This is a genomic window from Mesorhizobium sp. P160219 (genome assembly GCF_057786095.1).
On the sequence record NZ_JBYNWG010000001.1, the window covers coordinates 1,551,294 to 1,563,657 of the forward strand.

10 protein-coding genes and 1 pseudogene are annotated in these 12,364 nt (G+C 63.0%); 10 read left to right on the forward strand and 1 reads right to left on the reverse strand.

The features are described 5' to 3' along the window. Window positions 1-9: 9 nt before the first annotated feature. The 6 genes from AC3EMP_RS07620 to trmB all read left to right on the forward strand — a co-directional run bounded on the left by AC3EMP_RS07620 (window position 10) and on the right by trmB (window position 6,133). Window positions 10-1,104 (forward strand): hemolysin family protein, encoded by a 1,095-nt coding sequence (locus AC3EMP_RS07620; protein ID WP_023682011.1) that lies wholly within the window; start codon window positions 10-12, stop codon window positions 1,102-1,104. 20 nt (window positions 1,105-1,124) lie between these two features. Further along, complete coding sequence (locus AC3EMP_RS07625; RefSeq protein WP_023669548.1) at window positions 1,125-1,595, forward strand: VOC family protein; 471 nt, start codon at window positions 1,125-1,127, stop codon at window positions 1,593-1,595. 77 nt (window positions 1,596-1,672) lie between these two features. After that, complete coding sequence (gene lnt, locus AC3EMP_RS07630) at window positions 1,673-3,265, forward strand: apolipoprotein N-acyltransferase (RefSeq protein WP_023669549.1); 1,593 nt, start codon at window positions 1,673-1,675, stop codon at window positions 3,263-3,265. Between the two features lie 137 nt (window positions 3,266-3,402). After that, window positions 3,403-3,822, forward strand: a complete 420-nt coding sequence (locus tag AC3EMP_RS07635) for a helix-turn-helix domain-containing protein (RefSeq protein ID WP_023669550.1) — start codon at window positions 3,403-3,405, stop codon at window positions 3,820-3,822. Between the two features lie 222 nt (window positions 3,823-4,044). Next, entirely contained in the window at window positions 4,045-5,310 is a 1,266-nt protein-coding gene (gene metK / locus AC3EMP_RS07640) for a methionine adenosyltransferase (protein ID WP_023669551.1), read from the forward strand. Between the two features lie 121 nt (window positions 5,311-5,431). Further along, on the forward strand, window positions 5,432-6,133 hold the full coding sequence (trmB, locus tag AC3EMP_RS07645) for a tRNA (guanine(46)-N(7))-methyltransferase TrmB (protein ID WP_023669552.1): 702 nt from the start codon (window positions 5,432-5,434) through the stop codon (window positions 6,131-6,133). A 41-nt stretch (window positions 6,134-6,174) separates the two neighbouring features. Here the strand turns inward: trmB and AC3EMP_RS07650 are convergent, their stop codons facing one another. Continuing rightward, window positions 6,175-6,339 (reverse strand): hypothetical protein, encoded by a 165-nt coding sequence (locus AC3EMP_RS07650; protein WP_023669553.1) that lies wholly within the window; start codon window positions 6,337-6,339, stop codon window positions 6,175-6,177. Between the two features lie 335 nt (window positions 6,340-6,674). Here AC3EMP_RS07650 and rimP point away from each other — a divergent pair, with 335 nt between their 5' ends. The 4 genes and pseudogenes from rimP to infB all read left to right on the forward strand — a co-directional run bounded on the left by rimP (window position 6,675) and on the right by infB (window position 12,213). Then, entirely contained in the window at window positions 6,675-7,319 is a 645-nt protein-coding gene (rimP, locus tag AC3EMP_RS07655) for a ribosome maturation factor RimP (protein WP_023669554.1), read from the forward strand. A 47-nt stretch (window positions 7,320-7,366) separates the two neighbouring features. After that, window positions 7,367-8,963 (forward strand): annotated as a pseudogene (gene nusA, locus AC3EMP_RS07660) (transcription termination factor NusA). Between the two features lie 38 nt (window positions 8,964-9,001). After that, window positions 9,002-9,652 (forward strand): RNA-binding protein, encoded by a 651-nt coding sequence (locus tag AC3EMP_RS07665; protein ID WP_023726862.1) that lies wholly within the window; start codon window positions 9,002-9,004, stop codon window positions 9,650-9,652. After that, window positions 9,649-12,213, forward strand: a complete 2,565-nt coding sequence (gene infB / locus AC3EMP_RS07670; protein WP_023669557.1) for a translation initiation factor IF-2 — start codon at window positions 9,649-9,651, stop codon at window positions 12,211-12,213. The genes AC3EMP_RS07665 and infB overlap by 4 nt, the downstream gene beginning before the upstream one ends. Window positions 12,214-12,364: the final 151 nt, after the last annotated feature.

Below are 12,364 nucleotides of genomic sequence, written 5' to 3' on the forward strand. Positions count from 1 at the left end.
CGGACGACGATGAACGACAAACCAGAAACTGCCGCCCGCCCCGAGGCTGGCAGTGCGACAAAGCCTTCCGATACGACGGAAGAGGGATCGAGTCCGAGTCCCAGTTCCGGCAGCCCCGCTTCTGGTAGCATTGCCAGCGAGCCATCGCCTGCCGGTCCGTCCCTGTTCGACCGCGTCTTGGGCCTTTTCAGGCAGCGGAACGGCACCAGCCTGCGCGAGGAAATCGCCGGCGCGCTTGCCGAAACGACCAGCGATGCCGGGTCTTTCTCGCCCGGCGAACGCGCCATGCTCAACAACATATTGCGCCTGCGCGAGGTACGCGTCGAGGACGTCATGGTGCCGCGCGCCGATATTGAGGCCGTCGAGATCACCACGACGTTGGGCGATCTGCTCGGTCTGTTCGAGCAGTCCGGCCATTCCCGCATGCCGGTCTATTCCGAGACGCTCGACGATCCGCGCGGCATGGTTCACATCCGCGACGTGCTGGCCCACATCACCAAGGTCGCCCGGGTCAAGAAGGGCAGAACATCCAGGAAGACGCCGGCAACGACGCTTCTCGACCTCGCCCAGGTCGATCTCGGCCGCACCATCGGCGACCTCAATCTAATCCGCCCGGTGCTTTTCGTGCCGCCCTCGATGCTTGCCTCCGACCTGATGGGCCATATGCAGACGACGCGAACCCAGATGGCGCTGGTCATCGACGAATATGGCGGCACCGATGGTCTCGCCTCGCTGGAAGACATCGTCGAGATGGTCGTCGGCGATATCGAGGACGAGCATGACGAGGACGAGCCGCTGATCACCCAGACCGGCGAGGGCGTGTTCGTCGTCGACGGCAAGGCCGAGATCGACGAGGTCGCCAAGATGATCGGCGAGGACTTTACCGCCGGTGAGCATGGTGAATATGTCGACACGATCGGCGGCATGATCTTCAACACGCTGGGCCGCGTGCCCGCGCGTGGTGAGGTTGTGCAAGCCATCCCCGGCTTCGAATTCCACGTGCTCGACGCCGATCCGCGCCGCGTCAAGCGGGTGCGCATCGTCCAGAACCAGAAGGGCGAGCGTCGCCGCCGCGTGACCGCCCCCCGCACCGAGCAGGCCTAGGACAGAACGTCGCCCGGCCGATGACGATCGACGATCCCTTCAAGCACTCAACCTTTGGCTCGGGTGTGTTCTACAAGGACCCGCGAGCCGCATTGAAATGGCTCGAAACGGCCTTCGGCTTCGAGCCGAGCATGGTGGTCAGCGACGCCGACGGACGGCTGGTCCATGCCGAAATGCGTTTTGGCGACGGCTACATCATCGTCGATTCCGAATGGGCCGATCATATTGCCAGTCCGGTAAGCGTCGGCGGCAAGAACACTCAGTCGGTCTGTGTGCATCTGAAAGACGGCCTGGACGTGCATTGTGAGCGGGCAATGGCGGCTGGAGCCCAAATCGTCGAGGAGCCTGCCGCCCATTTCTACGGCGAACGGCAGTATCGGGCGCGCGACCCCGAAGGCCATGTCTGGACCTTCACCCAGACCGTGCGCACCGTGCCGCGCGAGGAGGCCGAGCACCTGAGCGGGCTCACCATCGAGGGATGGCACCGATAGCGCAGCGATCGGCCGGTTCGCGTTTCAATAAATCTGATAAATCTTGGCTCCTGATTCGCGCGACTTGGGAAGTCTGTATGGAGCGCCTTGCCGGCCGGATAATTCTGCTTTGGGGCTGGCGACGCGCGCTGGTGGCGTTTCTTGCCGGGGCGCTGGCGGTGCTCGCCCAGGCGCCTTACGATTTCTTCGCCGTCTGTTTCGTCTCGTTTCCACTGCTGGTCTGGCTGCTCGACGGCGCCACCGGCGAGGCTTCCGACGGCTGGCTCAGGCGCCTGCGGCCGACTTTTGCCATCGGCTGGTGGTTCGGTTTCGGCTATTTCCTCGCCGGCCTGTGGTGGATCGGCGAGGCGCTTCTGGTCGAGGCCGACAGTTTCGCCTGGGCCTTACCCTTCGCGGTCGTCGGCATTCCTTTGGCGCTGGCATTTTTCTACGGCTTCGCCGCCGTCGTCGCGCGGCTGTTATGGACCAACGATATTGGCCGCGTTGCCGCCCTTGCCTTTGCTTTTGGCCTGACGGAATGGCTGCGCGGCTTCCTGTTCACCGGCTTTCCCTGGAATGCCGTCGGCTATGCGGCGATGCCCGTGCCGCTGTTGATGCAAAGCGTGTCGGTGACCGGCATGGTCGGCATGAACGCGCTGGCGGTCTTTGTCTTCGCCATGCCGGCCTTGCTTGCAGCACGCCGGCATGTCCGTCTCGGTGTGGTCCTGCTTGCCATTCTCGTCGCCGCCCATGCTGGCTTCGGCTATTTCAGGCTCGCGACCCCCGACAAGCCGACAACCCGCACTCTCGATGTCCGTATCGTGCAACCGGATGTCGACCTCAGCGAAAAATGGGACGCCTCGGTGCGCGACCGCATCTTCGCCACGATGATGGGCCTGTCGGCCGCAGCGCCCGATCCCGGCCATAACAAACCGCAGTTGATCCTGTGGCCGGAGACCTCGGTACCCTTCCTGTTCACCGAGCGTCCGGACGCGCTGACCGCGGTCGGCGACATGCTGCAGCCTGGTCAGATGCTGATTGCCGGCGTCGTGCGCGAGGAGCGCGGATCCGGGGCGGATGCCGACAGCCGCTACTACAATTCGGTGGTGGCGATCGATGACAAGGGCGAAATCGCTGATGCCGTCGACAAGGTCCATCTGGTCCCGTTCGGCGAGTATCTGCCGTTTTCCGGTCTGCTCAGCCGCTTCGGCATCGGACAGCTCGTCGCCGGGCCGATGAATTTCGCCGCCGGCAACGAGCGCCATCCGATCGCTTTGCCCGGCGGCATCAGCGCCTTGCCGTTTATTTGCTACGAGGTGATCTTTCCTGATCTTGTGGCTGTTGACGCAACGTCATCCCAGCTTATTGTGAACGTCACCAACGACGCATGGTTCGGCGACACGCCTGGGCCGTACCAGCATTTCAGGCAGGCTCAGATTCGCGCGGTGGAAAACGGATTGCCGCTGTTGCGCGCCGCCAACAACGGCATTTCCGCCGTTGTCGATACGCGGGGACGCATCGTCGACGCATTGGCGGTCGATGCACGTGGCGCCATCGACGTGCGGGTGCCGATCTCCGGCCAAGCCTTCATCTCCGCCGCGGGGCGGCGCATTAACGGAATGCTGATCATGTTGGTGTTTGCCGCAATCGCCCTCAGCTTGAACGTAAGGCAACGGCTACGGGTGAATTGACAGTCGACACATTAGAAACTCATACTGTTACCGCCTAATTTTCTCGAAGTCGGTTGGTGTTTCTGTTGGGGCAGTTGGCTCCGGCTTCGTTTGGGCGAGAAAAATAGAAAAGGCCGGAAAAATTCGGCGAGGAAAAAATGACAGAAGAAAACAAGAAGAAACCGAATCCGATCGACATCCATGTCGGAAGTCGCGTCCGCCTTCGGCGCAATATGCTTGGAATGAGCCAGGAAAAGCTTGGTGAAAATCTCGGTATTACGTTTCAGCAGATCCAAAAATATGAAAAAGGAACGAACCGCGTCGGCGCCAGCCGTCTGCAGGCAATAGCCTCGATACTCAGCGTGCCTGTCGCCTTCTTTTTCGAGGATGCGCCAGGGCAGGAGCCGGTGGGTAATAGAGGATTTGCCGAGGACACTTCGATGGCTTTCGCCGTCGAATTCTGCGGCAGTCCGGAAGGGCTTCAGCTCAACCGCGCGTTCGTCAAGATCGCGGATGTGAAGGTGCGCCGCCGGATTATCGACCTTGTGAAGTCCCTTTCTGCCGAAGATGCCGAGTGATTCGGTGGGTCGATTGACCCATTGGCCCCAGTAATCCCCCGGGCCCGAGTAGCCCAGAGGCTCGACTGCCGGCGGCGCCAAGCCGCCGGTGGTACAAGATATATTGCTGCGGCACTCATGCCAGAACCGCGGCACCGCTTGACGAGCGGCGCCCGGCACCGTTAACACGTGGCGCGCCAAAATCGGCAGCCCTGCCGATCGTTTTTTCAAGAGGGGACACCCGTGACGCGGCAGAACTACTTCTTCACCTCGGAATCCGTGGCCGAGGGTCATCCCGATAAAGTCTGTGACCGCATCTCGGACGAGATCGTCGATCTGGTCTATCGCGAGGCCAAGAAGACCGGCATGGACCCGTGGAAAGTCCGCGTCGCCTGCGAGACGCTCGCAACCACCAACCGCGTCGTCATCGCCGGCGAAGTAAGGGTTCCCGATACTCTGCTGAAGCGGGACAAAGCCGGCAACATCCTCAAGGACGCCGCCGGGCATTCGGTCGTCAACCCGGCCAAGTTCAAGTCGGTCGCCCGCAAGGCGATCCGCGAAATCGGCTACGAGCAGGCCGGCTTCCACTGGAAGACGGCAAAGATCGAGGTTCTGCTGCACGGCCAGTCGCCCGACATCGGCCAGGGAGTCGACAACGCCGCCGACCGCCAGGGCGAAGAGGGTGCCGGCGACCAGGGCATCATGTTCGGCTATGCCTGCCGCGAGACCCCGGACCTGATGCCGGCGCCGATCTATTACAGCCACAAGATTCTCGAACTGCTCGCCGCTGCCCGTCACGAAAACAACGGCGAAGCCGGCAAGCTCGGACCCGACGCCAAGAGCCAGGTCACCGTTCGCTATGTCGATGGCAAAGCCGCCGAAGCGACGCAGATCGTGCTGTCGACGCAGCATCTCGACGCGACCTGGGATTCCAAGAAGGTCCGCAAGGTCGTTGAGCCTTACATCCGTGAGGCGCTCGGCGACCTCAAGATCGCCGACGATTGCATGTGGTACATCAACCCGACGGGCAAGTTCGTCATCGGTGGACCGGACGGCGACGCCGGCCTGACCGGCCGCAAGATCATCGTCGACACCTACGGTGGTGCTGCCCCGCACGGCGGCGGCGCCTTCTCCGGCAAGGACACCACCAAGGTCGACCGCTCCGCCGCCTATGCGGCGCGCTATCTCGCCAAAAATGTAGTGGCGGCCAAGCTCGCCGACCGCTGCACCATCCAGCTGTCCTACGCCATCGGCGTTGCCCAGCCGCTGTCGGTCTATGTCGACCTGCACGGCACCGGCAAGGTCGACGAGGCCAAGCTCGAGGAAGCGCTGCGCACGGTGATGGATTTGTCGCCATCCGGCATCCGCAGGCATCTCGACCTCAACAAGCCGATCTACGCAAAGACCTCGTCCTACGGCCATTTCGGCCGCAAGGCCGGCCGAGACGGGTCCTTCTCCTGGGAAAAGACCGATCTGGCCAAGGCGCTCAAGGACGCGATCGCTGCTTAGGCATGATTCCAAAAAGTGGTACCGGTTTTTTGGAAAAGATCATGCTCCAACAAAGGATTAGATTGAGAATGAGATTTCAGCCAAATCTCATCTCAATCTAAGCGCGGCGCGCGACCAGGCCATGGATCCACAGGACAGGCGGAGCCGCGCGACCGAAGGGTTCTTCGGCCGCCGGCACGGCAAGACCATTCGCCCGCAGCAGGCCGCGGCGCTGGAAAGCGGTCTTGGAGCGTATGGCCTCGACCTCTCCGTCCAGGCACCGGCAGAATTGCGCGCGCTATTCTCAGCGGATGTTTCAACGGTTCGGCTGGAAATCGGCTTCGGCGGCGGTGAGCATCTGCTGCACCGTGCCACGGAGGCACCGGCGACCGGCTTCATCGGTGTCGAGCCGTTCGTCAACGGCATGGCCAAGTTGATGATGGCGGTGCGGGAAAAGCCGCTTGCCAATCTTCGCGTTTATGACGACGACGCCACGCGCCTGCTCGATTGGTTGCCGCAGGCGTCGCTCGACGGCATCGATCTGCTCTACCCCGATCCCTGGCCGAAGAAAAAGCATTGGAAGCGGCGCTTTGTCAGCCCGCTCAACCTCGATCGGTTCGCGCGCGTGCTGAAGCCGGGCGGAAAATTCCGCTTCGCATCCGACATCGACACCTATGTGAACTGGACCTTGTTGCACTGTCGGGCGCATGGCGCGCTCCTCTGGCAGGTGCAAGATGGGGCCGACTGGCATCGGCCCTATGAAGGCTGGCCGGGCACACGCTACGAGGCAAAAGCCATTCGCGAGGGCCGACGGCCGGCCTATCTCACCTTCATCAGAAAATAGTTCGATGCGGGAAAGTGTCCCGCATCGACAGCCGGTCTGGTTCAGAAACGGCCGATCTTGCCGAAAGCGGTCGGGTCCATGCCGAGCCGGCGCAGATCGTTGGCGCGCGGCTTGCGGCCGGCTTCGACGGCCCGCGAGGCGGCAACGGCGCTGCCGAACAGGGCAAAGGCGTCGCCTATGGCGGAAAACACGGTACGGTTGCTCATTGTCTTGACCTTTCGCGCGCCACCGCGCGCTCATCTTTGATTTGTGCAGTGCAACATAGATAGGGATGTGAAATCCGGGATCACAGGGCCGTTACCGCATAGCCGGCATGCGCCGCGCGCAATCCTGCCAGCCGTCCCCGGCTGCACTCTGCCCGGCCCGTCAACAGACTTGAAACACCGGCCGGGATCGTTTATATCAGCCTCAAATTCTTGGTCGGTATGACGAAGAGTGGGTCCACCCGGTCCCGCTCTTTTTTATTACCTGCCGGTCAGCCATCAGCAAAGAGATGGTTCGGGACGACGATCATCCTGATCCAGAGAACGACAGGAACCGCATGACTGCAACGGCAAGCGAAGCCGACGACCGCATCATCCGCGAAAGCGGTATCGATGCGCGCATCGCGCTGATCGTTCAGCCGGTGTTGCGAGGCATTGGCTTCCGTCTCGTGCGGGTGCATCTGTCGGGCCAGAACGGCCTGACGCTGCAGATCATGGCCGAACGCGAAGACGGCACCATGACCGTCGAGGATTGCGAAGAGGTCAGCCGCGCTGTGTCGCCGGCGCTCGACGTCGATGACCCGATCGAAAAGGCCTATCATCTCGAAGTGTCGTCGCCGGGCATCGACCGGCCGCTGGTACGCAAGTCGGATTTCGTCACCTGGACCGGCCATCTTGTGAAGATGGAAACCTCGGTGCCGGTCGCCGACCGCAAGCGCTTCAAGGGCAAGATCGCCGAAGCCGGCGAAGACGACATGCTGCTCGAGCGCGACAAGGCCGCCTACGGCGAAGAGCCGACGGTTCGCATTCCTTATGACGCGATCGCCGATGTGCGGCTGATCCTCACCGACGACCTTATTCGCGATGCCCTTTCGAAGGACAACCGGGAACGCAAGGAAGCCAAGAAACGCCGCGGCGAAGCTGATGATGCACCCGAAGGTGCTGAAGGCGGCGCGGAAGACGAAATCGAACAGGAACTATGATGAGCGGCCGGGCCTAAAAGCTCGGCAACAAGCTCGGGAGAAATAAGATGGTTGTAAGCGCCAACAGACTTGAACTGCTGCAGATCGCCGACGCGGTGGCGCGTGAAAAGTCGATCGACAAGTCGATCGTCATTGCCGCCATGGCTGATGCGATCCAGAAGGCCGCGCGCTCGCGCTACGGCCAGGAAACCAACATCCGCGCCGACATCAACGCCAACACCGGCGAGATGAAGCTGCAGCGGCTGATGGAAGTGGTCGAGAAGGTCGACGACTACGCCACCCAGATCGCCATTTCCTCGGCCCGCGAGCGCAATCCGGACGCCCAGCTTGGCGACTTCATCGCCGAACAGCTGCCGCCAATGGATTTCGGCCGCATCGCCGCCCAGTCGGCCAAGCAGGTCATCGTGCAGAAAGTGCGCGAGGCCGAGCGCGACCGCCAGTATGACGAATACAAGGACCGCATCGGCGAGATCGTCAACGGCACCGTCAAGCGCGTCGAATATGGCAACGTCATCGTCGATCTCGGCCGTGGCGAGGCGATTATCCGCCGCGACGAGCTGATCCCGCGTGAAAACTACAAGTACGGCGACCGCGTCCGCGCCTATGTCTACGACGTGCGCCGCGAACAGCGCGGCCCGCAGATATTCCTGTCGCGCACCCATCCGCAGTTCATGGCCAAGCTCTTCACCATGGAAGTGCCGGAAATCTATGACGGCATCATCGAGATCAAGTCGGTCGCCCGCGACCCAGGCTCGCGCGCTAAGATCGCCGTCATTTCGCGTGACTCGTCGATCGATCCGGTCGGCGCCTGCGTCGGTATGCGCGGCAGCCGCGTCCAGGCCGTGGTCGGCGAATTGCAGGGCGAAAAGATCGACATCATCCCGTGGTCGCCTTCGGCTGCCTCCTTCATCGTCAACGCGCTGCAGCCGGCGGAAGTCGCCAAGGTCGTGCTCGACGAGGATGCCGAGCGCATCGAAGTGGTGGTTCCCGATGACCAGCTGTCGCTTGCCATCGGTCGTCGTGGCCAGAACGTGCGTCTTGCCTCGCAGCTCACCGGCTGGGACATCGACATCCTGACCGAGGCCGAGGAGTTCTGAGCGCCGCCAGAAGGAATTCGTCGAACGCTCGTCGCTGTTCATGGAAGCCCTTGATGTCGACGAGATGGTCGGCCAGGTGTTGGCCTCCGAAGGCTTCACCAGCGTCGAGGAAGTTGCCTACGTCGATTCGGGCGAGATCGCCTCGATCGACGGTTTCGACGAAGACACCGCTTCGGAGATCCAGACCCGCGCCCGCGAATATCTGGAGAAGATCGAAGCCGAGCATGACGACAAGCGCAAGGCGCTGGGCGTCACCGACGAACTGCGCGAGATCCCTGGCGTCACCACCGCCATGATGGTGACGCTCGGCGAGGATGGCGTGAAGACGATCGAGGATTTCGCCGGCTATGCCGCCGACGACCTGACCGGCTGGAAGGAACGCAAGGACGGCGAGACCAAGGTATTCCCGGGTGTGCTCGCCAATCACGGCGTGTCGCGCGCCGACGCCGAGCAGATGGTTCTGGCAGCCCGCCTCAAGGCCGGCTGGATCACCGAAGACGAGCTTGCAGCCGAACAGGTCCCGGCTGACGAAGCCGTTGGTGCGTGAGGTGAAACCGCATCGCACACAACCCGCCCCAGGACGAGATGAACGATCGCACCTGCATCGTCACGCGCAAGCAAGCCGAGCCGGATGAGCTGATCCGTTTCGTCGTCGGCCCGGATTCGGCCGTCGTTCCTGACCTGAAGAGAAATCTGCCCGGCCGTGGTTGTTGGGTGAGCGCCGACCGCCTACATATCGACAAGGCGGCGGCGAAGAACCTGTTTGCCCGCGCCTTCAAGGCGCAGGTCGTCGTGCCGCCCGATCTCGGCGGCATGGTCGACGGACTGCTTGCACGATCCGCTTTGGGTATGCTTGGCCTTGCCCGCAAGGCTGGCTCGATCGCACTCGGCGCAACCAAGGTCGAGAGCGCGGTGCGCTCGGGGTCGGCGCTTTTCGTGCTCCACGCGACCGAGGCATCCGACGATGGCGTGCGCAAGATCAGTCAGGCGCGGCGGGCAACTGTCCACCTCGGCGGGCCGGCAGTCCTTGCCTACAAACTTTTCTCCGAGGCCGAGTTGAGCTTGGCATTGGGGGGTACAAATGTGATACATGCTGCCGTTCTCGCGGGAGACGCGGGCAAGGCGGTTGAGAGGCGCATGGTTGCGCTCGACCGATATCGGGGCGGAACCCCCGACGATCTGGCAATGCTTGCGGCCGTTGCTGACGAAGATGATGCTGCAGAGGATATGGAATGAGCGATACGAAATCGGGCGACGATAAGACGTTGAGTGTTACACCGAAGAAGACCTTGACGCTGAAGCGCCCCGGTACAGAGCAGAGCGTCGTGCGACAGAATTTCTCGCATGGCCGCACCAAGCAGGTCCAGGTCGAGATCAAGAAGCGCAAATTCTCCATGCCCGGCGACAAGCCGGAGCCGGTGGCTGCACCCGTATTTACGCCCAAGCCCGCGGTAGTGGCAGCCCCCGTCGTGCAGGAAGCGCCTAAGGCGCCGCCTCCGCCGCCGCCGGCCGAACGCGGCGGCATGGTGCTGAACGAACTGTCGCGCAATGAAATGGAAGCGCGCCGCAGGGCGCTCGAAGGCTCCAAGGTTCGCGACGTCGAGGACCGCCAACGCGCCATCGAAGAGGCCAAGCGCCGCAACGAGGATGAGGAACGCCGCAAGCGCGAGCGCGAGGAATCCGCGCGCCGTCAGGCCGAGGAAGAAGCCCGCCTGCAGACCGAGGCCGAGTCCCGCCGCCGCGCCGAGGAAGAAGCGCGCCGCCGCGCGCCGCAGGCTGCCGAGCTTGTGGCATCGGACGACGAGGAAGAGGTCAAGCCGAAGCGCACCGCCGCCGGCGCCCCGGTACGCCGTCCGGTTACGCCCGAAGTGGCGCGCCCGGCCAAGCCGACCAAGGCCGAGGAAGACCGTCGTCGCGGCAAGCTGACCCTCAACACGGCGCTTTCCGACGAGGACGCGCGCGCCCGCTCGCTGTCGTCGATGCGTCGCCGCCAGGAAAAATTCAAGCGCGCGATGCATAATGAGCCGCGCGAGAAGGTTATGCGCGAAGTGATCCTGCCTGAAACCATCACCATCCAGGAACTGGCGCAGCGCATGTCCGAGCGCGCTGTCGATGTGGTCAAGTACTTCATGAAGCAGGGCCAGATCCTGAAGCCGGGCGACATCATCGACGCCGACACGGCCGAGCTGGTCGCCACCGAATTCGGCCACACGGTCCGCCGCGTCGCCGAGTCCGACATCGAGGAAGGCCTGTTCAACATTGCCGACAATGCCGAGGACCTGGTGTCGCGGCCGCCTGTCGTGACCATCATGGGCCATGTCGACCACGGCAAGACCTCGCTGCTCGACGCCATCCGCAATGCCAATGTCGTCTCCGGCGAAGCCGGCGGCATCACCCAGCATATCGGCGCCTACCAGGTCGAGAAGAACGGTCAGAAGATCACCTTCATCGACACGCCCGGTCACGCCGCCTTCACGGCGATGCGCGCCCGCGGCGCTCAGGCGACCGACATCGCTATCCTGGTGGTGGCGGCCGACGACAGCGTCATGCCGCAGACCATCGAATCGATCAGCCATGCCAAGGCGGCCGGCGTTCCGATCATCGTGGCGATCAACAAGATCGACAAGCATGATGCCGATCCGCAGAAGGTGCGGTCGGAACTGCTGCGCCATGAGGTGTTCGTCGAATCGATGGGCGGTGAAGTGCTGGACGTCGAAGTGTCGGCGACCAAGGGCACCAACCTCGACAAGCTGCTCGAGGCGATCCTGCTGCAGGCCGAAATCCTCGACCTCAAGGCCAATCCGGACCGTACCGCCGAGGGCGTGGTCATCGAAGCCCAGCTCGACAAGGGCCGTGGCCCCGTCGCCACCGTACTGGTGCAGACCGGCACTTTGATGCCGGGCGACATCCTCGTCGCCGGCAACGAATGGGGCCGGGTGCGCGCGCTGGTCAACGACCGTGGCGAGCAGATCAAGGAGGCGCCGCCGGCAATGCCGGTCGAGGTGCTTGGCCTGCAGGGCACGCCGCAAGCCGGCGACCGCTTCGCTGTCGTCAACAACGAGGCCCGCGCCCGCGAGATCACCGAATATCGCCAGCGTCTGGCGCGCGAGAAGGCAGTGGCTCGCCATGCCGGCCAGCGCGGCTCGCTCGAACAGATGATGTCGCAGCTGCAGACGAGCGGGTTGAAGGAATTCCCGCTGGTCATCAAGGGCGACGTGCAGGGTTCGATCGAGGCGATCAACGCCGCTCTCGACAAGCTTGGCACCGACGAGGTGCGTGCGCGCATCGTTCATGCCGGCGCCGGCGCCATCACCGAAAGCGACGTGTCGCTGGCGGAGACCTCGGGGGCCGCGATCATCGGCTTCAACGTCCGTGCCAACGTGCAGGCACGTGCGGCCGCGGCGGCCGCGGGCATCGAAATCCGCTACTACTCGATCATTTACAACCTCGTCGACGATGTGAAGGCAGCACTTTCCGGCTTGCTGTCGCCGGAACGCCGCGAGACCTTCATCGGCAATGCCGAGATCCTCGAGATCTTCGACATCACCAAGGTCGGCAAGATCGCCGGCTGCCGTGTCACCGAAGGCAAGGTCGAGCGTGGAGCGGGCGTGCGCCTGATCCGCGACAACGTCGTCATCCATGAAGGCACGCTGAAGACCCTCAAGCGCTTCAAGGACGAAGTCGCGGAAGTTCCGGGCGGCCAGGAGTGCGGCATGGCCTTCCAGAACTACGAGGACATGCGCGTCGGCGACATCATCGAGTGCTTCCGCGTCGAGATGGTGACCCGGACGCTCTGAGTTCGCATACTGTCGATACGACCGGGCGGTGGTCGAAAGACCGCCGCCCTAACATTAATGCCTGTCGCCCAAAAGTGCGGGATAAACGACATGCATAGAACAAATATGAGACATGGCGGCACGGTCCCATCCCGCGCCTCACGCTTTCCGG